Raw genomic sequence first — 22,546 nt, 5'->3', positions numbered from 1 at the left:
AGCTGAAGTAAACGGTGGTGGTGGTGAAGTTGAAAATGGCTTCCAATAGTATAAATTGATGGTAGATAACGGCATTTCAATCCCTCCTATTTCTAATATCATATTATTGATAATATCAATTATACTTATAGGCCATTAACAATTAAATCATGAAGTAGCTTGTCAAGCAGTAAAATATTTTACAATAAGTAAGGAGAGTTTTATGCCCGATAAGATTCAAGTGGTTTTAGCTTCATCTCGATACTATATTAGTAACTAAGGAAAGGGAAAGAGTCTTGAAGAAGTAAATAATACAAAAAAATGACAGGATTAAGGTCTCCTGTCATTTTTTTTGCCGCTTAAATAACTACGTGAACCTTATCTCAAATAGTGTTAAAGCAGAGAGTTGAATTTTCGGGGATTTATTGAGTTTCCAGATGATTATATTGAAAAAATTAAATTGTGTCATTCAATTATGACATTATTTGCAAAAAACGAATTAGGTACATTAAGCAATTTAATATTGTTAATCTTTCAAATTTAAATATGTATATTCAAATATTCAAATTTACATAAATATAAGTTGTCAGGATGATTAAACTATGGCAGTATAGGTGGGTGAAGAATTTCCTTTGAAATTTTTGAATGGAAGTATTCTTTTCCAAATAAAAACATTGATTAAAAAAGCAATTTTAAGGAGGATAAAAAAATGGTCGAACTACCAAATTGTCCAAAATGCAACTCAGAATATACATATCATGATGAGAATCTATTTGTATGCCCTGAATGTGGGCATGAATGGACACTGGATATTGAAACTGAAAAGGATGATAAGAAAGTTGTAAAAGATGCTAATGGAAATATTTTAAATGATGGTGATTCAGTGACTGTCATCAAAGATCTTAAAGTAAAAGGATCTTCTCTCGTGGTTAAAATTGGTACAAAAGTAAAAAGTATCCGCTTGGTTGATGGAGATCATGATATCGATTGCAAAATTGAAGGATTTGGAGCAATGAAATTAAAATCTGAATTTGTAAAAAAAATATAGATGTTTTTATACTATACATCACTTTTTCAAAAGAACCTTTCAGCGAGGTTCTTTTTTTATTTGATGAATAGTTATATGCAAGAGACATTATTGAAAGTAGTAAAAATCTTTTGGTAAATAGTTACAAGTCAAATTGTAAGATTTTGTTTGACGGGGAAGTAATCTGTTATTATGATAATAATAAATATTTGTATATTCAAATAATCAAATATACGAGAAGGTGTAATAATTTGAGTTGGCGAGGGAGATTTGAACAGTATAATTTAGAGTTTTTTAGAAAGGATCTAATTTCTGGAATAATTGTGGGAATTATTGCAATCCCTCTTGGTATGGCTTTTGCGATTAGTTCAGGGGTGAAACCTGAATACGGAATTTATACAACAATTATTGGTGGAATATTAATATCTATTTTTGGAGGATCTAAGTTTCAAATAGGGGGTCCTACAGGCGCATTTATACCTATACTATTATCAATTGTAATTCATTACGGATATGAAAACTTACTTATTGCAGGTTTTTTAGCTGGTGTTATTCTTACTTTAATGGGAATTTTTAAAATGGGTTTCCTAATTCAATTTATACCTCGACCAGTTACGATAGGTTTTACTGCAGGGATAGCAGTTATTATCTTTACTGGACAAATTGTTAATTTTTTAGGACTTCAAAATATAACTACGCATGAAGATTTCATTTCAAATATGAGAGAAATAGGATTACATATTACAACAATTAATCCTTATAGTTTAATAACTTCTATAATATGTTTTATTTCCGTTATTACAGTTACTAAACTATATCCAAAGTTGCCTGGATCATTAATTGGTCTTATTTTTTCTAGTATAATCGCTTACATTTTTTTTAAAGGGGAAGTTCCAACAATTAATTCCACATTTGGGGCTATTCCGAGTAGTATTCCAGCATTTCATTTTCTTAATCTGAGTTTGGAAAAAATTCATACACTAATTGGTCCTGCGTTTGTCATTGCAATGCTTGGTGGGATTGAATCACTATTATCAGCAGTAGTCGCAGATGGTATGTCAAGTAGTAGGCATAATAGTAATAAGGAATTAATAGGACAGGGGATCGCTAATATGGTTATTCCTTTTTTCGGAGGAATACCCGCCACAGGAGCAATTGCTAGGACTGCAACGAATATAAAGAGTGGCGCTGTTTCACCCATCTCTGGAATTATCCATGGCATTATTGTCCTGATTATTTTATTAGCGCTTGCACCGTTTGCATCACAAATACCTTTAGCTAGTATGGCCCCAATATTAATGTTTGTAGCATGGAATATGAGTGAAAGAAAAGAGTTTATTCATATTTTTAAAACTAAATCTAGTGACACAATCATTTTATGCTTAACTTTTTTACTGACAGTTTTTCTAAATTTAACAACGGCTGTTGAGGTCGGCTTAATCGTTGCAGTTATTTTATTTGTTAAAAGAATGTCCGAACTTCATATCGTTAGAAAGGTATTACCCGATCGTTCCCGTCAGAATCAAAAATTGATGCCAAATACGGTTAATGATGATCACGATTGTCCTCAAATCAGCATTTATACAATTGAAGGTCCAATATTTTTTGGAACTGCCAATCTATTTGAACAATCTATGTTGAAGTTATCAGATAATAAACCAAAGTTCATAATTCTTAGATTTGGAAAGGTTCCTTTTATCGATACAACAGGTGAAGCTAAGTTAGCAAGTATCGTTAATTTTCATAGAGAAAATAACAGTTTTGTGTTACTTACAGGTCTTCACTCCCAAGCAAAAGATTTACTAATTCGTACCAAACTGTATGATGTGATTGGTAAACAAAATATTTTTGAACATTCAGGTGAGGCCATTTCATACGCACTATTAAATATTAATTATAATAAGTGTCTAGGTTGCAAGCACTTTGCATTTTTAGAATGTTCGATCTTATCCAAACCAAAACTTTTAGATAATAAGGATCAAAAAAACGGAGAAATAGATCTTAAGATATTAGACTCTATTGAGTAATTATTTTAAAGAGTATAAAATAACACTCTGAATAGGTATAGTTAAGATAATAAATAGATTGGAATTAGGATCTTTGATCATGTAGATAGTTTGGAGGAGCATAATTGAATTTAGAACTACAACAATTTAAAGCAGATTTTTTTAAAGCACTAGGTCATCCACTTCGAATTCAAATTCTTGAAATTTTGAGTGAGGGTGAAAGAAATGTAAATGAGATCCAAAGTATAATTGGTAGTGAAGGGTCTGCAGTATCTCAACAACTATCAATATTACGAAATAAAAACATTGTAAATGGTAGGAAGGAAGGGAATAAAGTTACATATTCCCTTAGAGATCCAGTGATTTCTGAGTTATTGTTAGTTGCCCGTCAAATTTTTAATAATCACTTAGTTGATACGATCAATATGTTAGATAAATTTAATGAAGATTAAAAACGTTTGAAAAAATTTTTATTATTGGCTCTTATAAACATAGATAATGTTGGGTATAAAGATGTAGGCGATGAAGTAGAGCGTCGGATTACGATAATACTACTTGTTTAATAAATGCGAAAGTTATTCAGGATTAGGACAGTGGTTAATATGCGTGTTAACTCGTAAAAGATGCTAGATGAATAACAAGAGTAATGGAGAGTGGACGTATGCATTTGAAATTAAAATATGAAATTCAAAAAGGAGCAGCAGAAAGCGTAAAAGAAATAGTAAAAGAGATGAATGGTTTATCGGAAGAAGGATTTGTCAACAAATTCTATCGAGACCCGTATTTTCGCAAAGGTTTTGACACATTGGTAGAATTTTATTTACAAGCAAAAAGAGATGAGCAGGAAGACGAACAAACGTAATTTCAAAGTGGAATAAGTGTGTTTGAAAAATAGACAACAGGATCTTTACACTTGAATAACACGATAATTTCATCTAATTGATACGTACCTTGAGGCTGATAAATGGATGATCTACGGGATCTCAACAACTTGTAATATTACGAGTAAAAGCATTGTTTCTGACATTAAAGAAGGTAACAATGTTATCTATTTCATTTAAGACCTATTGAATATCGAATAATTTAATCGTTAAATGTTTAATCAGTATTTGTTCGATACACTCTCAATGATCGATCAATTCAATGGGGATTAGTTTTAAAGATTTCAACTGTTTTTAAAGTGCAAAACACTCTCTTTTAGTAAAAAAGAAAGGATTAAAAGTGATGAATTCTTCTGAAAAAAAACGTTTCATGACAAGGGAAGAACTGATACACTTTGGACATCTGTATTTAAAGGGCGTTGGTATTTCAGTCATCTGTAATGTTTGTATTGAAAATGGTGGGTCTTGTTGTATGTATTGCAATGACTTAGAAGATGGAAAAGGTTGTAAAAATAGAAACACTAGCTGTACTGCATGGTTATGTGGATATTTAAAGTTGATTCTTTATATGGCAGGATTACTTAATGAATGGGAAGAATTTTGGCAGCAAATACCAGGTCAATCATACAGAATGGATTATACACCAGCTATTGTTTCTATCCAAAAAGAAATAGATATTCCTAGTATACACTCATTAAGTGAAGCTTTGGCAAAAGATTTAACTTGTTTAAATGCGAAAGAGAATATTATCGAACTAAACGATAAATTAGATCGATATATTTCAAGATTTTCGATTTATAAAGATGAAGTAATTTTGGAGAAAGCTAAAAATGAATTAAATCAATTAATAAGTAGTTTTTCCTCTTTCCAGTATGCTCTTCAATCTAGTAGAACCTGTGAATAAGTTTGTTGATTCTCAAGGGGAAAATTTTAATTACCGTAAAATAAACTGAAAAGTAGTTACTTTCCAATAAAATGTAAAATAACTTATTTTAGGTAGTGTCTTAAATGCGGTAGTATTTTTTAGATAAGTATAAGTTAAAACCATGCTTAATAATTACAAGTTGTTTAATGAGTCCTCAATTTTGATACTTCCGTTAAGCTTCGTTAGGAATGCAACTAAGACTTGAGAAAAAAGTGATGACCATTTATATTTTTTGGGAAAAAATCAAGCAATAACACTCTTTATCTTATAGATTGGAGGGATAAAATGATGTGTTTAATGCAAAAAAAAGTTGCAGAATTAGGAGAATATATCATTTTTAAGAATGGAATAAAAGGGATTGTTGAGAAGGTCTATGAAAATTCAGTAATTGTGTTTATCACTGAAAATAAGACGAATATGGAATTTGCAGGAAATAGAACAGTTGTAGCACATAAAAATTATAAGGTTGTTGTTTCTAAAGTGAAAAACCCTTAGAAGTATAAGTGTGTCTATTAACTAAACTGTTTTATTATTATTGATAGAATATTTGATAATATTATTAAAATAGTTGAATTTCTGGCAATTGGACATTTTATTTCATCATACTAATAAAGTTATTTAGGAGGAGATCACATGACTGGAGTTTTTGTTGTTAGCGGAATCATTATCGTGGTAATATTTGGAGCATTTGTACTTTCCGTGAATAAAGGCTATAGCGTACAACATAAAGTAGATAAATTAGAAGACGTAAAAAAGAAAAATAACTATGATGAAAAATAATACTGACAGACGAAAGGTTTGTAATCAGTATGATTCCTCAAAAAAACTACACAATATTTTTGAAATGTTAATGGGAAAAATTAATGAATACACTATGAATTATCTAGATACACAAATTGTATATAAATTGTGTATGTAAATGAAAATAAGCTCAACCCAAAAACACAAGAGAAATATCTTGTGTTTTTCATTTTTTAATAGTCTTTAATAGTTAACAGTAGAAACGGTTAATAAACAAATATCAAATGTAGTATTTTGTTAAAAAAAGGAATATTAAGAAAATTATAGAACTCCCAATAGATAGAAATATAGGGGCTAGTTCTATTAATGACTTCAAAAGTATTAATGTTGAAAATATAAATATAGTAAACTGGTTTAACTATAAAGAAAAAGATAGAGAGTTAGAAAATATTTGGAGAGGAAATACTCCTCATGCATTTATGTGGAAAAATTCAATCGGAGAAGTAACGGTTCAGTTATCAGATCATAACGGTAAGTCGCGTACTCGAATGATAGTTGATGAAAACGATATTCCAAGTATTGAATTTTTAGACGGAGATGGAAAGATGATATATAAGGTTCCTCCTGGATCTATGAATACATTAGAAATATAGCTTTTTAAAAATATATGAAAAAGTCATTAGGTAGAAGGAGAAAGTTAGAATGATAGAAACCTTAAATTGGAAAAATAACGCCCATGGTCGCAAATTTATAACCTCATTTAGTGGGGGTAAAGATTGTGTCTTAGCTTTATATAGAGCAATGAAAGTAGGGGAATCGATTGGATTAATCGTTATGCTAGAGGAAGAAGGAAAACGTTCAAGATCGCATGGAATGCCTCCTGAATTAGTACGTGCTCAAGCTGATTCAATTGGGTTACCTGTATATACTGGAGTGGCAAGTTGGGCTGATTATGAAAAGGTATTCACTCAGCTATTAGAAAATGCTAAAAATCAAGGCGCAGAAGTATTAGTAACGGGAGACCTGGATATGCCAGTTCAAGATTGTTGGCATGATAAGATTACAAAAAGTGTGGGATTAAAGCTTGGGATGCCATTATGGGAAATGAATCATCGTGAAGCTGTCGAAGAATTTATAAATAGAGGTTTTAAAACGATTGTTGTTACTGTTAATTTAAAGTTAGGAATGAGAGAAGAAGATTTAGGGCGTACATTAACTCTAGAATATGTAAGAGAACTTGAAGCGCGTGGAATTGACCCATGCGGTGAAAGTGGAGAATTCCACACTACGGTAATAGATGGGCCTATTTTTAATGTACCGATTCTAGTTAAGAAGTGTGAAATTATTAAGGACGGTGAATATGCTTATTTGCCATTGGGGCTTACATAAAGCGATTTGGTAGCGATTTAGAAGTTATGGAAAATATTTAATTAAAAGATAAGTGAGGCGTTCTTATGAAATTATTTTTATCAATCGTTTTAAGCAACCATTTTAGGTTATCTACTTTCAATGTTTGGATTTGTGGGTGTAATAGTAGGTTTTTAGAATTTTAGCTGGTACTTTATTTAGAGGAATCTATCTTTTAAATGATTTAAATAATCGACTCTCGGAAGTAGCACCAAAATCTGATAAGGTAAAAGATGTTTATGAAAATTATTTGAGGGAAAAAGGAATTAAAAATTAAAGGGAGTTTTATATTTATTTCCTTGTATATCTTTTAATCAAATTAAAAGATATAATCGCAATAAAAGTAGAATCATATAAAAATAGACCACCATTTATTTAAGAAAAGGTGGTCTATTTTTATTTAAAAGCAGAATTGTATATTTAATTCATTATTAAAAATTAGTTTTTAATTAAAAAACGGTTAAATGGATGTTAAAATAGTAAATAGAATAAATAATTTCTAGGTCAAAAATTAATAAAATTAGTCAAAAACTAGTAAATTATCGTTTAATTTAATAAAGGGTGGAGAGGTTATTTTGAACAAATTGATTCGAATTATATGTATATGTACATTATTCGTATTTATTATTCCAGTAAAGAGTGCTGGTGCAACTGGGTATATAAAACCAGGCATGATTAGTAATTTGCAAGCATCGCAAATTGGTCAAAATGTGACCTTAACTTGGGAAGCTGCATCTGATGCTGTGAACGGCTATATGATAATTCGCGAATCGGCAACAGAAATCAGTTCATTTGGTGTGAACGCTGGAGTTACTTCGTTTACAGACAAAATAGCATTCGAAAATACAGATTATAAGTATTCAGTTTACGGATTAGGGCCAAATAGGGAATATGGTGATGAATTCTCGATCGACGTACATACTACGAGTGATCAATACGCACCTGATAAAATCAGAAATATACAGATTGAAACTATAAATAAAGAAGCTCATATCACTTGGGATGAACCATATAGTTGGGATTACAAAGGTGTAACAATCTACGATAAAGATGGAGAATGGGTTACAGATGTTAAAGCGGGAGATAAAGAAATTCACTTCTTTATTTAGAAGAAAATACTTCTTATACTTTTTATTTTTTAAGCTATGATCAGAAAGGTAATGAACAAAGCTTAGAAGAAGGCGAGAAAGTTTCATTTAAGACAACATATGATAAGAAAGCACCAGCAGAAATAAATAATGCATTGTCATGGCGTAAAGGAAATGACTTAATTTTTAGCTGGGACAACCCACGCGATGAAGATTTTGTCGAGACTATTCTTACACTTCCAAATGGTAAAAAAATGATATATGACTATGACAAACCGAGGATACTTACTTACAAACCAACAAGCTTTACTGGTATTACAACTATTAAACTTCAAACAGTAGATTGGAATGGGAATGTCTCAAAAGGTAAAACAATTTTATGGGAAGATCCAGGTCGACCACCAGTTGAAGCTAAAAATATAAAATTTAAAGATGTAAATGGTGTAATTACAATTTCGTTTACACCTGCAAATGAATATGATTACAAGGCGACGATTGTGACACTTCCAAATGGGTCTAAAGTTACGGTACCAAAAGGAAGAAGTAGTTTTATATATAAAGGTGCAACAATTGTTGGAAAAGTATATGGTTTTACGTTTAAAAGTATGGATAGTGCCGAAAACATCTCAAAAGGAATAAAAGTAAACTTTGCACCAAAAGCGATCATAGTAAATAAATCAATGAAAACAAAAATTATAACGTATTTACGAACTTCTGCAAGTAGCTCTGGGAAAAAAATAAAAACACTATACTCGAACACGACTGTAAAAGTATTAAGTAAGGGTTATGGAAGTGGCCGAGCATACAGTTACGTGCAAATAGGTACCAAAAAAGGATATGTGGTAAGTTCACATTTGAAATAGAAAATTTGACATTTATGTGATTATAAGAATAAATGAGAGTTTTCGATTTTATACCTTTTTGATTGATAATATTGATAGTTGTAAACAATAAGTATAGAAATTAATTTATCGTTGAAGAAATGAAAGAACATTTCTGAACAATAGAATCTATTTAAGGAGGTAGAAGATGGAAGTTTTTGCAGATTATTTAGCAAGTATTGATAATCCAGACCACCGAGAGCGAACAGCTAAAATTTTAGAGTGGGTTACTACTAAATTTCCTAATCTAGAACCACAAATCAAATGGAATACGCCAATGTTTTCTGATCATGGAACATTTATAATGGGCTTTTCAACAGCTAAGCAACATATGAGCGTTTCACCTGAAGAAGCAGGTATCACAAAATTTGCTAATGATCTCAAACAGGCTGGTTATAGCTATACAAAAGGCTTGTTTCGCATTCCGTGGAAAGAACCTGTAAATTACGAATTACTTGAGAAAATGATTAAATTTAATATTCAAGATAAAGCAGGCCATACGAGTTTTTGGAGATAGTCTTTAAGCTTATGTAAAAACGCATGACAACGATATTGTCATGCTTTTTTGTAATGCAAGTAATTTCAATGCCTCTTCTTACTACAATTATCTTATTATTGCTACATGGAGGTAAGAAAATATTAAATAAAGTTACGAACTGCGGTGGAATTAGAAAGATGTAAAAAAATACGTACATCAATATAAGGTGCAACATTCGATAAAAATTATGATTTTTTAACACTTAAGTTGATTTATTAAAGGTTTTTAATTTTTATCATCGAATTATTTCATATCAGACTTATTGTTGCTTAAGGAGGTACTAATTGATATATAAAAGAGTAGTATATAATAATATCTTTAAAGCACTTATCTTTTCAGTTATTTATTTTGTTGTTAGAGGATTCATTTTTCATGCACCAGATTTAGAGGTAACATTATTTGCTTCAATTAGTGGTGGATTTTTCGTATTTTTAATTTCGATTATTTTTGCTAAACCGATAGAAAATAGAATAGGTCAATAAGCGCAAAAAATAGGAACTGAGTGATCAGTTCCTATTTTTTTTAGAGGTAAAGGTATGAAAAAAGTAAATTAAATATAATATGACTAAGAAAAGTAGCAATAAAAGATCTTAATGATTTTAAATAAATTTTCCTATTGTAAGTGGAATTTAGGAGGAATTTTAGATGTCAAACTATGAAAATGAAGAAAAGCTAACAGGAGGTAATGTTTCAAATGTCTATCGCATCAGTAATACTGTACGACGAGAATTAAAGCCTGAAAGTACCAAAATACATAAATTATTAATACATTTGGAGAAGAAGGGCTACATTTATGCTCCAAAGTTTTTAGGGATAGATGAAAATGGAAGAGAAATCTTATCGTTTATTGAAGGGGAAGCTGGAAATGACCCATTAAAAGAATACATGTGGTCCAATGATTCCTTAAAAGATATAGCGAAAATGCTTCGTCTTTACCATGATGCCGTCAGTGATTTTCCGTTATCAGATGACTGGAAGGCGATTGATAATACACCTCGGAAAATGGAGGTATTATGTCACAATGACTTTGCAAGATATAATATTATCTTTCAACATGAAAAACCAGTAGGTATTATAGATTTTGATGTTGCCGGACCAGGTCCACGATTATGGGATATAGCTTACACACTTTATACTTGTGTACCACTAAGTAGATATTATTTATCAGAAAGTGGTAAGGAAGTTTATAATTCTCCTTTACATAATAGAGAACGGATAAAACAAAGGGTTAGCCTGTTTTTTGAGTCTTACGGTGAAGAAAAGGAATTAGATTATTTAAAGATGGTGTTGTTAAGATTAGAAGGATTGTGTAAAACCATTAAAAGAAAAGCAAGTGAAGGTGATGTTGCTTTTCAAAGGATGATTGAGGAAGGGCATTTAGAACATTATCTAAAAGATAGTATGTTCATTCGAAATCACGGTAATGAATGGATATAATCGTTAAATCTACGAACGAAAGTCACCTTCTCCACGCTAAATAATAAACCGAAAAGGTCATTTTAAGTATTAAGTCGAATAATATAGATTCAATGTTATAAAGATAAGTGGTGATTTAATTGAAAAATAATTTGCCAAGGAAAATACATATAATTGGTTCAGTTGGAAGTGGCAAGACTACATTAGCAAGAAAAATGTCTACCGAGCTAAATATTCCCCATTATGAATTAGATAATGTTGTGTGGAAAAGGCGAATGGGACATAAAGATTTAATGCGATCAGAAAAAGAAAGAGAATTACATTTAAATAAGCTCATTAGTAGTTCAGATACATGGATTGTTGAAGGTGTACATAATGATGAATGGGTTACTAATAGTTTTGAAAAAGCAGAGTTAATCATTTTTTTAGATACTAGTTATTCCGTTAGAACTTATCGAATAATTAGAAGGTTTTTCTTACAGAAGCTTAGACTAGAAAAATCAAATTATAAACCTACACTAAAAATATTCCTTAAAATGTTTAAATGGAATAAGTATTTTGAAGAAGTAGGAAAACCAAAATTCTTTCAAAAGTTTAATGATTACAATGATAAAATATTGGTTGTAAATAATATAAGTGAGATTGAAAATTATTTTAACTAACAGATGTAGTATGCATTCTAAAAAAATAACAAAAAAGGAATCGCAAAAGAGCGGTTCCTAATTTTTTTGTATATTCCACCAGCTTTTTTTAATGTAATGGAATAGGGACATTTTCAACTAATTCAGATAAAAATACAAATGTTGCCTCTTGTTTAATTTTAGGGATGTATTTCTTTATCACACTTGAGGTAATTTCACCTGGTTCTCCTACATGGCCAATAGCAATCATAGTGGGCTCTATTTTTACTTTTTCTAATAGTAATCGAGTTTGCTTTTCAATGTGGTTAAGTGTGTATAAGTCATCGAAAAATAGTTTATTTTCAATGACTGGCACTCCAATTTCATCTGCAATTTTCGAAACTACACTTCGATAATTCGTTTTGCTATCGAAAAAAAACAATCCCCTTTCTTTACAAACCGATAATACAATGCGCATTACTCTCTCATCAGAAGTTGCTTTCGAACCCATATGATTATTTATTCCGATCGCATATGGGACGTCATCAATAGCTGCTAGTACTCTTCTTCTAATTTCTTGAACACTTAAGTTAGTTATAATTGCATTAGGGCCAAGCCAGCTTGCTTTTCCTCGTCTTGGTTCCATTGGCAAATGAACAATTACTTCATAGCCTTTAGAGTGAGCCATTGTTGCATCCTTCTTAGTAGATGGTAAAAAGGGCATGACAGCAACTGTCAACGGGATCGGTAGAGAAAGCATTTGATCGGTGCCCTTCATGTTATTGCCAAAGTCATCAATCACAATAGCAACCTTATGATTAGGCTCAGCAAATACTGAAGAACATGCAGTTGATAGAACTACTAATACAGAGAAAATAGAAGTAATCCAAAGCTTCATCGGTAAATCTCCTTTTCCATAAATTACTATGCTCTTCTATTTTCTGTGATTATAAAGAAAATAACCGTAAAATATTGAAAAGAACTCGCTTAAAGCACTAATAATTTAAAAAATTCGATATTAAAATGAATTGATTGAAGTATTAAAAGTAAATGAGATTTTGTGCTCAATTAAAAAACTGAGAAATAAAATAAAATTTAATTATTCTATTTTCAATAGGATTAAATTTAGAATTATTGATTATATTGGTTCATGAAGAAAAAGAAGATGATAAAAATCTAACTTATGAGGGTTCAGAAGAAGAAAAAAACTAACTCATGAAAGTTCATCGTATGTTAAAAAGCAAGATTTTGAAGATAATTAGGGGGATATATGAAGGATTACCATTGCTGTGCAACATGTCAGCATTTTAAAGCAGAGAAAAAAGTAGAAGGAATGAGATATTCTTGTAGCAGGTTGGGTTTTGAAACGAAGACACATTATAAATTTAATTGCTGGAGTCCAAAAGAGAATGTAGTCAAGTTGTTAAAAAAGAGAAACCGGTAGTAGTAATTTTAAAATTTTAACTAACGACTGATTTATTAAAATGCAAAAAAAATGTAAGAAAAAGGATACGACCGTTACAACTGCCATAATTGCATTTTTTCTTGCGGTAATTGTCGTTGCAGTGTTAAACCGGATTTTTTAGGGAATTAAATTTTAGAGATTATTAATTTTTTCTAATATAGGATTTTTGTTTATTACTAAAAGAATCCATACCAATATCAAAAAAAATGACCTTGCGATGTTAAAGGTCATTTTTAATTTTCTAAATAACGGTAAAGCGTTGACTTACTAATCCCGGTTTCACGTTTAATATCGTCTAAAGTATATTTTTTACTTTCGTACATTAAAATAGCTCGTTTCACATTTTCATCTGGTTTTTTTGGACGTCCGGAAGATATCCCTTTTTGTTTTGCTTCGTATAATCCTTGTTTCGTATTTTCACTTATTACATCACTTTGAAAAGAAAGCAAATGCTTTACGATCTCGATGAAAAAATATTTAGATTGAATGCAAGTATTTATATTTTCCTCTATTGATTGTAAAAAAGCACCTTTTGAATTTAAAGTCTCTAAAATTTCCATAAGATGACGAGTTGAATCAGCTAAATTGAATAGTTTTGTAACGACGATTGTATCACCATGCATGAGGTTAGTTACGATTTTATCCAGTTGTATTCTATTTTTAGCAGATGAATGATCCTCCATAACGATTTCATCACAATTAATTTGTGTTAAATGAGCTAGTTGTTGTTCGCATTTTGGGTCATCATGATTCGGTCTCATATATCCGATTAACATATATTATCTCCTAACTGTTAAGGGGTTTACATTATCATAACATATAATATGCCCAAAAAAGGTTCCTTTTTGGGAAAGAAGATGGTAGACTAATTTTTAGTGTTCAGTCGCGACTTTTATGAGAGTTAAAAGTCAATAAATGGTATTTGAGGTGAAAGTTAGTTGGTAAATAAAATAAGAAAAGAATGGTTTTCAAATAGTAGAGCGGATGTTTTAGCGGGGATTGTTGTTGCATTAGCTCTTATTCCTGAAGCAATCGGATTTTCAATTATTGCTGGTGTCGATCCGATGATTGGGTTATATGCTTCTTTCTGTATTGCTGTTGTCATTTCATTTGTTGGAGGTCGCCCAGGTATGATTTCGGCTGCAACTGGTGCAATGGCTTTAGTGCTAGCTGGCTTAGTGAAAAAACATGGAATTGAGTATATGCTTGCTGCAACTATTTTAACTGGAATTATTCAGTTAATACTAGGATTTCTAGGAATTGGTAAATTGGTTAAGTTTATTCCAAAGTCAGTTATGACGGGGTTTGTTAATTCTTTAGCAATCTTAATTTTTATGGCGCAATTACCTTATTTTGTTGGTCAATCATGGCAAATGTATGCGATGGTTATTGGTGGTTTAATAATAATTTATACGTTTCCTAGACTTACAAAGGTAATCCCTGCACCTTTAGTCGCAATCATTGTGATTAGTATGATTGCAATTTTTACTGGTAGTGACGTTAATAAAGTTGGAGACATGGGGAATATTTCAGGATCACTCCCAAGTTTCATCTTACCAAATGTGCCTTTTAATTTTGAAACACTTCAGATTATTTTTCCTTATGCTGTTTCATTAGCGTTAGTTGGCTTAATTGAATCGTTATTAACAGCTCAACTACTTGATGATTTGACAGATACAACAAGTAATAAAAATAAGGAATCAAAAGGTCAAGGTATTGCAAATATAGTTAATGGGTTATTCGGTGGAATGGCTGGATGTGCAATGATTGGGCAATCTGTCATTAATGTGAAATCAGGTGGTCGTAGTAGATTATCTACTTTTGTCGCTGGTTCATTTTTAATGTTTTTAATTATTGTTTTAAATAAATTAGTCGTCCAAATACCATTAGCTGCATTAGTTTCTGTAATGTTCATGGTATCAATAAGCACATTCGATTGGACATCTATAAAAACATTACACAAATTACCTAAAACCGATGCAATTGTATTAGTTGTAACGGTTGTAGCAGTAGTATCAACGCACAACTTAGCAATTGGTGTAATTATCGGAATTGTATTAAGCGCTGTTTTCTTTGCTTTTAAAATCTCCAAAGTAAAAGTAACATCTCAAATTGATTTAAATAAGCGAGTTTATAAGGTAGAAGGTCAATTGTTTTTTGCATCTGTTACTGATTTTGTAGCAGCATTTAATTTTAAAGAACAAGTGAAAATTGTTGATGTAGATTTATCAAAAGCTCATATATGGGATGAATCTGGTGTAGCTGCTATTGATAAACTAGTGATTAAATTCCACGAAAATAATATAAAAACTAACATAATTGGTTTAAATGCAGCAAGCAAATCGATCGTTGATTCAATAGCTGTATTTAATAAACCAAACGGAATAAATCAAAATATGGGACATCAAGAAAGGGTTTCTTCGTAATGAAGAAGCCTTTTAATTTTGTCTTTATGAATGGTGATTTTTGATCTGAAAAAGAGGCTGTCTAATTAGACAACCTTTATTTATTCTTATTTAAAAAGGAATAGATTTAGATGAACAAGAATTAAGATAAAAGACAATTAAACACAAGAAATTAATAATACAAGTAGTATTGTGAATACAAATAACGACGTAATTATCGTTGTAATTAATAGACGAAGTTAATGGTTTTTTTTGGATAATAAATTACCCCATACTTAGTTAAAGAAGGTTTGAATCCATTAAGAGCGAAACTTATTATTAACAGTAAAAAAGGTGTGGTGTAATTTGGACAATAATGAAACTAGTTTACTAGAGAAACAACTAAATGTACTCCGTGAAATAAATGAAATATGCAAAGCTCGAGATATTCAAATATGGTTACGAGGAGGTTGGGCAATTGATTTTCTTCTCGGACAAGTTACTCGCGAACATTCAGATATTGATCTTGTCACTTTAATTCAATATAGGGATGCAATAGAACATGCATTGGTTAGTGCTGGTTTCAAGAAAATACCTGTTAGTCAACTACAAACAGATTTCCTAAAGAACGATATTGATGTGAGTTTTGTTTTTGTAATCGTATCGGAAGAAGGTAAAATCATTGCCAATGGTTTTCCAGAGTGGGAATGGAGGAAAGATGCCTTACCATTGAAGAACTATATTTTAAAAGGTATTTCGATTAGCGTCCTAAACCCAAACCAGTTACTCGAAGAAAAAAAGATATATGAAAAAGGTACAGGACGTAAGCTTCGACCAAAGGACATTGAAAGTATGAAAGTAATTCAAAGGATTATTGATTCAATAAGATAAAGAGGATTAATAGTCAATTTTTAAAATTATGTGTGATAGTCGTTCAAAAATCAGTTTTTTTTGAATACTAATTAATTTATTCAACTAAAACAATTGAAAAATTGATTAAAAGAATCAATTAAACGCAACAAATTCACTACTAGTAGAACATGTTATTGAACTAGATAAATACATTTTCAAGAAAAGGTTCCAAGAGCCTGCTTATGGAACCTTTTGATTCTTAGAAATTGGCTTCATCGATTACTTTCTTAGGAATTTTAAGTTTTTCAATATCATTCATTTTTTTATAGACGTGATTAATATTGATTGTGATAGAAATATTGTCTTTTTGACCTTTTAAAGTGTTTGTCAGTTTTTCAATATAAAAAGTTTTTGAATTGATTACAATCGTGATATCTTGTTGAACATCTTCTGGTTCAACCCCAACAAACTTAACTGAATAAGGATCTTCAAATGCCCGATAGACGTCTAAATCTTTTCCTTTAAAAGTAAAGACATATGAATCTGCCTGTTTTGTCATTACTAATTTATCTGCAATCTTCGGTATAATATGAAAGACATTTTTATAGAAAGTATTATCTTGTATGATCTGATCTTGATTCGGTACTACCTGCCAACCCTGATTATTTTGGTTTATAAAGGTGTTTTCTTTTGTAAAATAATACTCAGAATTGGTTGAAATTCCATTTGAATTTGACTCAACAAGTCCGTAACCTTCCAAATTCTTTTCGTTCAAATCAGTAGTGAGTATGGCTTTAGATGACTGCAGTGTTTTATCCGATGAATTGTCTACAATTTCTACTCCTAATTTAATAACAGCATGGTAATCCTCAACTTCGTGTGCATGATCTTCAACTTTAGCAATTACTTCTTTTTTTGTGAGCTCTTTATTACATGCACCAAGGACGATTATAAACCAAACCAAAGTAAAACATACAAGCCACTTTTTCATATACAAACCTACTTTCCTGGATGATTTGACTTGAAAAATTGGAACCTGTAAATATATGTATTCGACAGAACTTGTATAATTTCGTAAAAATAATGACATTTAAAAAGTCAAATTGAATTTAATTAGAGGGTGATTTGAACTTTCATGCACAAATCATCCCTTTTCGTACTATTCTTTTTAAGTTTAGAAACATAGAATTTTCCACTTCTTAAATAACTAGTTAATTCATTTGTATAGCAAATTCATGATTTTAATTATGGTTTTAATTATGAATAAAGTAAGGATAGGTGAAAAAGGTAGTTTTGTATAAAATGTTGAAATAGTTAACTAGCAATAATAAATTTATATTTAAAAATTGAAAACTTAATCTAAATATTTCATCAATGTATTTTAGAATAGTATGGAATTCAGATAGGGTGGGGAAATCTCTTTTAGATACAAGATGATCATCTTACGATTGGTTATTTTGCTTTCAGGATTGTTTGTAACAAGTGGTGTTCAATTTGAAAAAAGATTCTTTAAGTAATCTTTTGTATCTGAAATAAAAAATTAATAGAGCTCAAAATAAAATAAGAAAAGGTGATGTATTCAATGAGCAAATCAAAAATAACAATGAAAAGTCCAACGCCAATATTACGTATATTCGATGAAGTTAAGGCAAAAGAATTTTACATAACATTTTTAGAATTTGAAATCGATTGGGAGCATAGATTTGAAGATGATCTACCTTTATACATGCAAATATCATTTAGCGATTGTATTATTCATCTTTCTGAACACCATGGAGATTGTAGTCCAGGAGGTGCTATTAGGATCGAGGTAGAAAATTTAGAATTACTTCACTCCAAGCTACTATCGAAGAACTACAAATATGCACGTCCTGGGATTGAAAAAACTCCTTGGAATACTCGCGAGGTTCGCATTGGGGATCCATTCGGTAATCGAATTGTATTTTATGAAAATATTGAGGGATAATATCCAAAGAAGTTAAGTTTTCAGAATAAGCCTTAAAATAAAGAGGGTTGACTTAGGCATTATTCTAAGTTAATCCTCTTTAAAATTAAGGACTAAGATGTTCAATTTGACCTAAATCAATTTCTTTTTCTTGAGGTTATTGAAGACCAAATGAACTGTATTAAACTAGCAACTAAAACACCTACAAGAGTATCTCTCATTCGATCCATTGCATAGTCTTTTGATTGGTGTTCAAATGCAAATACAAAAAGAATTGTTAAAGCAACCTGGTGAAGTACTTTTTTATCTAAGTTTAAGTATTTAGCAATATAAGAACCAATCAGGATTAATAGCCCTAAGTTCAAGCCGGTAACTTTTAGATAACTCGCAATTATTACTGTAACTCCAATTCCGATCATTGTTCCAATTACTCGTTTCAAAGATAGACTAATTGTTTTGTCCATTGTTGATTGGATCGTTAGTATTAGAGAGACCGGCCCTAAGTATGGATGATCAGAACCAAAAAACTTTGAGATTTCCCATGCTAAAGTAGAACCAATTGATAATTTCCAAATTAGAGTTGTTAAATTATCGGCTGGATTCTGTGATGTTAACTCTTCCATATGCACCTCATGTAGAATTTTCCATTTTTTTCATATTATCCACTCAAATTAATCCATTATGTATGAATTGTTAGAAAGTATAAATTAGAAATCAACTACTTATACTAGTCTTTAGTTAAAAAATAATGATTGATAGAAATGGGTTGAAAAAATGATTACCGTCTTGTTTGAGTATAAGCTTGAAAAAAAATATTTAGAGGACTTTAAAGCAAGATTAAAAAAATCAGCATCATCAAAATTTCAATCAGAGCCGTCAAATATTGGAATGAATTTTATGCAAAGAGAAGATGATCAATTTTATTACATTAATTTATTTATTAAATATAGAAATGTTGAAGAATATGAGGAAAGAACAAAATTTGAGAGAAGTCAAGATGAATGGAATGAAACATGGTTTAGTGATGATCTAACCCATGAACTTTTATCAGTGACAATTTGGAAGGATTTTAGTCCAATGTCTTAAACTGTTCTGATATCGGCTAAATTCAATCTAAAATTAATAAGTAAACCCGCAAGGATCCAAATATAACCTTGCGGGATTTATCATTTGTTCGTTAAAGTAAATACAGATATTTCTGGGACACTAAAAAGTCGAAATGGAAGTCTCGTAGTACCAATGCCACGATTCACGTATAATGACATTGGTTTTAGATGATTCTTTAATTCATACAACCCTTCAGTATAAATTTTCGCTAGTGGTGGAGTATAGATTGCTTCGTGAAATGGTAGTTTTATTTGGCCACCATGGCTATGTCCTGATAGCTGTAAGTCAATTGGATACTCTTTTAGTCGATCTGCTACATCAGGTTCATGTACTAGTAATAGGTTAAACGCATTGTTTTGTACATTCTTGAATGCTTCAGACGGGTTAGGTCTGCCTAAAAGGTAGTCATCCAATCCAATAATATTTAACTTACTATGTTCGTCCAAGTTTATTTCAATCTGTTTATTTTCTAAAATTGTGAAACCAGAATTAATCAATACAGATGAAGTAATCCTCTTCCCAGCACCACCAACGTCATGATTACCGTAAATAGCATATTTACCATGTTTTGCCTTTAATTGGTGAAGTACAGAAGGGATTTGGTCTATTTTATCGTATAGAGCACTATTATCAATTAAATCTCCGGTAAACACAATTATATCTGGATTTTGTTTATTAATTTTAGCGACAATATTTTGTAATTGCTTTAATGAAAAATAAGTACCTAAATGGCTATCACTAATTTGAACAATCTTTAGTCCATTCATCTCATTTGAAACGGATTTAGAAGAAATAGTCACATGATTTAAATCTAACATTTTTGGTTCGATATTTTTTGAATAACTATATATCATTATTGGAAAAATTAATAATATCAAAGTAAAAACTATTAAACTTCTAATTAGCTTTCGAAATATGTTATAGTTCATAACGATTACCTACCTTTTATTAATGAATTGAAACTAAATAAAGCGTAAATACAATGAATAATGCACTGACTAAAATTTCAATTATCCTCATGTTATCACTCCTCGAAACAAGCTTAAGTTCTATTTGTTACATGAAAGTGACAAAATATAAAAGATAGTGGAGGGATTAAAAATAAATATATTAATCGCTGATGATGAAAAAGATATGTTAAAGATTTTACAAGCTTATTTTAAAAAGGAAGGATATAATGTTTTTCTAGCAGAAGACGGGGAACAGGCAATTGATCTATTTTATAGTGAGCAAATTGATTTAGCAATTTTGGATTGGATGATGCCATACAATAGTGGGATAAATGTGTGTAAAGAAATAAAGAAAAATGGACATACAAAAGTATTAATGCTTACTGCTAAAAGTGAGGATGAAGACGAATTACAAGCGCTAAAACAAGGTGCTGACGATTATGTAAGGAAGCCATTTCATCCAGGCGTTTTGATTACAAGAGCTAAAAAGTTATTAAACGATGAGCATCTTATTGTAGTTAGTAATATAAAAGTAGATTTTAAAGGTAAGTTAGCATATAAAAACGATGATAATCTCAATTTAACTAAAAAGGAATTTGACTTATTAAGTTGTTTAGTCCGTAATCGAGGAAACATTTTATCACGTGAAAATTTATTAATAAATGTATGGGGAATTGATTATGATGGGGATGACCGAACTGTTGATACACATATAAGAAGATTAAGAGAAAAAATAGGAGAAGATCTTATTCAAACACATCGAGGTTTAGGATACAGTCTCATAAAAGAAAAATGAATCGATTAGGAAGAAAAATATCAGTTACAATTACAGTATCAATTCTTTTTGTTTTTATTTTCTATCTGATTATCAATTCATATTTATTACCTAAATATTACTTATTTCAAATGAAAAATCGAGTACATGAACTTTCAAGTGAATTAAACAAAATGCCAATGGATGAGTTTAAACAATCAGTTACACATTTTGAGCAAAAATATAATGTAACGATTGTATATGAACCAACTCGCTCAGATTTAGATCAATTTAATGGATCATTAAGAGATAATTTGATTCAAAAAAGAGTAACCTTAAATAAATTTTGGGTAACAGATCAAACATTAAAAGAAGTAAAAAGTGGTAAGAGAATTAGTAAAATTTACGACCAAGGTAAATTGAAATCTAGCTTTTTAGTCGATTTTATTCAAAAGGACAATTTGTTTATTGTAGTTGGTGTTTCGATTGTTTATTTAAGTGATGCAGTTCAAATCGTTAATAAGTTCACCATTTATATTATGATTTTCTTAATAGTACTGTTGATTTTAATGGTTTGGATTTGGTCAAAAAAAATAACGGATCCATTAAAAGAGTTAAAAGATATTTCCAAAGAAATTGCCCAATTAGAATTTAAAAAAGCTAAAATATCAACAAATGATGAAATAGAAGAACTTGCTAAAAGTATTAACGAAATGAGTGACAAACTAAAGGTTGCACATGAAGATTTAAATCAACGAAATGCAAATTTAAAAATATTTATTTCAGATATTTCTCATGAACTTAAAACACCGTTAGCTTTAATCAAAGCCTATTCTGCAGGAATAAAAGATGGAATAGATGATGGAACATACATTGATACAATTATAAAACAAACAGATCAAATAAATCGATTAATCGATAAATTATTAGAGTTATCAAGAATTGAAAGAGAAATAATAAAGCTAGCACAAATAAATGTAATTCAGCTTTTTGATCATTGTTTGAGAGATTTTGATATAGAATTGAATCGAAATAGTATAATACTAAAAAAAGACTATAATCCCACACAGCAGCTATTAATAGAAGCCGATCGTGACCAAATTGAAAAAGTATTTAATAATTTAATTAGTAATGCTATTAAATATACAAATAATCGGGAAATTAACATCCAATTTCTAGAAGATAAAGAGGAAATTATTTTCATTTTAGAAAATGAAACAAATCTTAAAGATTCTACCCAAATTCAGAATATATGGGATCCATTTTATGTTATGGAGCCTTCACGAAATAAACATTTAACCGGAACAGGTTTAGGACTCGCAATCGTAAAATCAATTTTAAACCGGCACCAATTAAAACATGAAGTGAAATTATCAGATGGAAAAATACAATTTTCTATTCATTTTCCAAAACCCTTACTTTAGAGTCAGGGTTTTATTAGGTGTAACATACATGTCACATAGCAGCATTATGCTTACAATTAGGGCAATTCCTTGTTACTGCACTTAGAACTACTCTAGTAGAACAAAAACCACTATAATCACACAGGATAACTAGTCTTCCTGTGTGATTATAGTGGT

General features: G+C 30.4%; 26 protein-coding genes. 21 read left to right on the top strand and 5 right to left on the bottom strand.

Features of this window, described 5'->3' with window-relative positions:
* Nucleotides 1-688 precede the first annotated feature (688 nt).
* The 15 genes from COC46_RS15265 to COC46_RS15200 all read left to right on the top strand — a co-directional run bounded on the left by COC46_RS15265 (nucleotide 689) and on the right by COC46_RS15200 (nucleotide 11,551).
* Nucleotides 689-1,027, top strand: coding sequence for a zinc ribbon domain-containing protein YjdM (locus COC46_RS15265; protein WP_098810603.1), 339 nt, complete (start codon nucleotides 689-691; stop codon nucleotides 1,025-1,027).
* A gap of 230 nt (nucleotides 1,028-1,257) precedes the next feature.
* Nucleotides 1,258-3,033: a SulP family inorganic anion transporter gene (locus tag COC46_RS15260; protein WP_098810602.1), complete on the top strand. Its 1,776-nt coding sequence runs from the start codon at nucleotides 1,258-1,260 to the stop codon at nucleotides 3,031-3,033.
* A gap of 104 nt (nucleotides 3,034-3,137) precedes the next feature.
* Nucleotides 3,138-3,464 carry an ArsR/SmtB family transcription factor gene (locus tag COC46_RS15255; protein ID WP_098810600.1) on the top strand — a complete coding sequence of 109 codons (327 nt, stop codon included), beginning with the start codon at nucleotides 3,138-3,140 and terminating at the stop codon, nucleotides 3,462-3,464.
* Between the two features lie 209 nt (nucleotides 3,465-3,673).
* On the top strand, nucleotides 3,674-3,874 hold the full coding sequence (locus tag COC46_RS15250; RefSeq protein WP_098810599.1) for a hypothetical protein: 201 nt from the start codon (nucleotides 3,674-3,676) through the stop codon (nucleotides 3,872-3,874).
* Between the two features lie 362 nt (nucleotides 3,875-4,236).
* The gene (locus tag COC46_RS15245) at nucleotides 4,237-4,797 is read left to right on the top strand and encodes a DNA mismatch repair protein (protein WP_098810597.1); all 561 of its coding nucleotides are present in this window, start codon (nucleotides 4,237-4,239) and stop codon (nucleotides 4,795-4,797) included.
* Nucleotides 4,798-5,103: 306 nt separating this feature from the next.
* A complete protein-coding gene (locus tag COC46_RS15240; RefSeq protein ID WP_255294922.1) occupies nucleotides 5,104-5,313 on the top strand; it encodes a DUF2187 family protein in 210 nt (69 codons plus the stop codon).
* Between the two features lie 138 nt (nucleotides 5,314-5,451).
* Entirely contained in the window at nucleotides 5,452-5,598 is a 147-nt protein-coding gene (gene ytzI, locus COC46_RS15235; protein ID WP_098810596.1) for a YtzI protein, read from the top strand.
* Between the two features lie 440 nt (nucleotides 5,599-6,038).
* Nucleotides 6,039-6,212 carry a hypothetical protein gene (locus COC46_RS22265; RefSeq protein ID WP_176545172.1) on the top strand — a complete coding sequence of 58 codons (174 nt, stop codon included), beginning with the start codon at nucleotides 6,039-6,041 and terminating at the stop codon, nucleotides 6,210-6,212.
* Between the two features lie 49 nt (nucleotides 6,213-6,261).
* Nucleotides 6,262-6,948 carry a Dph6-related ATP pyrophosphatase gene (locus COC46_RS15230; protein ID WP_098810595.1) on the top strand — a complete coding sequence of 229 codons (687 nt, stop codon included), beginning with the start codon at nucleotides 6,262-6,264 and terminating at the stop codon, nucleotides 6,946-6,948.
* Nucleotides 6,949-7,541: 593 nt separating this feature from the next.
* Nucleotides 7,542-8,075 (top strand): fibronectin type III domain-containing protein, encoded by a 534-nt coding sequence (locus COC46_RS15225; protein WP_098810594.1) that lies wholly within the window; start codon nucleotides 7,542-7,544, stop codon nucleotides 8,073-8,075.
* 134 nt (nucleotides 8,076-8,209) lie between these two features.
* The gene (locus tag COC46_RS15220) at nucleotides 8,210-8,917 is read left to right on the top strand and encodes an SH3 domain-containing protein (RefSeq protein WP_098810592.1); all 708 of its coding nucleotides are present in this window, start codon (nucleotides 8,210-8,212) and stop codon (nucleotides 8,915-8,917) included.
* Nucleotides 8,918-9,083: 166 nt separating this feature from the next.
* On the top strand, nucleotides 9,084-9,452 hold the full coding sequence (locus COC46_RS15215; protein ID WP_098810589.1) for an iron chaperone: 369 nt from the start codon (nucleotides 9,084-9,086) through the stop codon (nucleotides 9,450-9,452).
* Between the two features lie 305 nt (nucleotides 9,453-9,757).
* A complete protein-coding gene (locus COC46_RS15210; protein WP_098810587.1) occupies nucleotides 9,758-9,955 on the top strand; it encodes a hypothetical protein in 198 nt (65 codons plus the stop codon).
* 163 nt (nucleotides 9,956-10,118) lie between these two features.
* Complete coding sequence (locus COC46_RS15205; protein ID WP_098810585.1) at nucleotides 10,119-10,910, top strand: aminoglycoside phosphotransferase family protein; 792 nt, start codon at nucleotides 10,119-10,121, stop codon at nucleotides 10,908-10,910.
* Between the two features lie 119 nt (nucleotides 10,911-11,029).
* Nucleotides 11,030-11,551, top strand: coding sequence for a P-loop NTPase family protein (locus COC46_RS15200; RefSeq protein ID WP_098810583.1), 522 nt, complete (start codon nucleotides 11,030-11,032; stop codon nucleotides 11,549-11,551).
* A gap of 88 nt (nucleotides 11,552-11,639) precedes the next feature.
* Here COC46_RS15200 and COC46_RS15195 read toward each other — a convergent pair whose 3' ends face one another.
* A complete protein-coding gene (locus COC46_RS15195) occupies nucleotides 11,640-12,407 on the bottom strand; it encodes a divergent polysaccharide deacetylase family protein (protein WP_098810582.1) in 768 nt (255 codons plus the stop codon).
* 800 nt (nucleotides 12,408-13,207) lie between these two features.
* Entirely contained in the window at nucleotides 13,208-13,750 is a 543-nt protein-coding gene (locus COC46_RS15190) for a recombinase family protein (protein ID WP_098810581.1), read from the bottom strand.
* A gap of 162 nt (nucleotides 13,751-13,912) precedes the next feature.
* On the opposite strand from COC46_RS15190, the gene COC46_RS15185 reads away from it, so the two are divergent.
* Together COC46_RS15185 and COC46_RS15180 are read left to right on the top strand one after the other, a co-directional pair.
* Nucleotides 13,913-15,400, top strand: a complete 1,488-nt coding sequence (locus COC46_RS15185) for a SulP family inorganic anion transporter (protein ID WP_098810580.1) — start codon at nucleotides 13,913-13,915, stop codon at nucleotides 15,398-15,400.
* Between the two features lie 324 nt (nucleotides 15,401-15,724).
* Nucleotides 15,725-16,249, top strand: coding sequence for a nucleotidyltransferase domain-containing protein (locus COC46_RS15180; protein ID WP_098810578.1), 525 nt, complete (start codon nucleotides 15,725-15,727; stop codon nucleotides 16,247-16,249).
* A gap of 220 nt (nucleotides 16,250-16,469) precedes the next feature.
* Here COC46_RS15180 and COC46_RS15175 read toward each other — a convergent pair whose 3' ends face one another.
* A complete protein-coding gene (locus COC46_RS15175) occupies nucleotides 16,470-17,201 on the bottom strand; it encodes a DUF6612 family protein (RefSeq protein WP_098810575.1) in 732 nt (243 codons plus the stop codon).
* Between the two features lie 591 nt (nucleotides 17,202-17,792).
* Here COC46_RS15175 and COC46_RS15170 point away from each other — a divergent pair.
* Complete coding sequence (locus tag COC46_RS15170; protein ID WP_176545171.1) at nucleotides 17,793-18,176, top strand: glyoxalase superfamily protein; 384 nt, start codon at nucleotides 17,793-17,795, stop codon at nucleotides 18,174-18,176.
* 116 nt (nucleotides 18,177-18,292) lie between these two features.
* Here the strand turns inward: COC46_RS15170 and COC46_RS15165 are convergent, their stop codons facing one another.
* Nucleotides 18,293-18,778, bottom strand: a complete 486-nt coding sequence (locus COC46_RS15165; RefSeq protein WP_098810571.1) for an FUSC family protein — start codon at nucleotides 18,776-18,778, stop codon at nucleotides 18,293-18,295.
* A gap of 151 nt (nucleotides 18,779-18,929) precedes the next feature.
* Here COC46_RS15165 and COC46_RS15160 point away from each other — a divergent pair, with 151 nt between their 5' ends.
* Nucleotides 18,930-19,241, top strand: a complete 312-nt coding sequence (locus COC46_RS15160) for an antibiotic biosynthesis monooxygenase (protein WP_098810569.1) — start codon at nucleotides 18,930-18,932, stop codon at nucleotides 19,239-19,241.
* An 80-nt stretch (nucleotides 19,242-19,321) separates the two neighbouring features.
* Here the strand turns inward: COC46_RS15160 and COC46_RS15155 are convergent, their stop codons facing one another.
* A complete protein-coding gene (locus COC46_RS15155) occupies nucleotides 19,322-20,191 on the bottom strand; it encodes a metallophosphoesterase (protein WP_098810567.1) in 870 nt (289 codons plus the stop codon).
* A 172-nt stretch (nucleotides 20,192-20,363) separates the two neighbouring features.
* On the opposite strand from COC46_RS15155, the gene COC46_RS15150 reads away from it, so the two are divergent.
* Nucleotides 20,364-21,008 (top strand): response regulator transcription factor, encoded by a 645-nt coding sequence (locus tag COC46_RS15150; RefSeq protein WP_098810672.1) that lies wholly within the window; start codon nucleotides 20,364-20,366, stop codon nucleotides 21,006-21,008.
* Entirely contained in the window at nucleotides 21,005-22,390 is a 1,386-nt protein-coding gene (locus tag COC46_RS15145) for a HAMP domain-containing sensor histidine kinase (protein WP_098810565.1), read from the top strand. The genes COC46_RS15150 and COC46_RS15145 overlap by 4 nt, the downstream gene beginning before the upstream one ends.
* The last annotated feature ends 156 nt before the right edge of the window (nucleotides 22,391-22,546 follow it).

It is taken from the genome of Bacillus sp. AFS041924, from assembly GCF_002577195.1.
Taxonomy (GTDB): domain Bacteria; phylum Bacillota; class Bacilli; order Bacillales; family Bacillaceae_G; genus Gottfriedia.
Note: the sequence above shows the minus strand (reverse complement) of the source record. Positions and strands in the feature narration are given on the sequence as shown.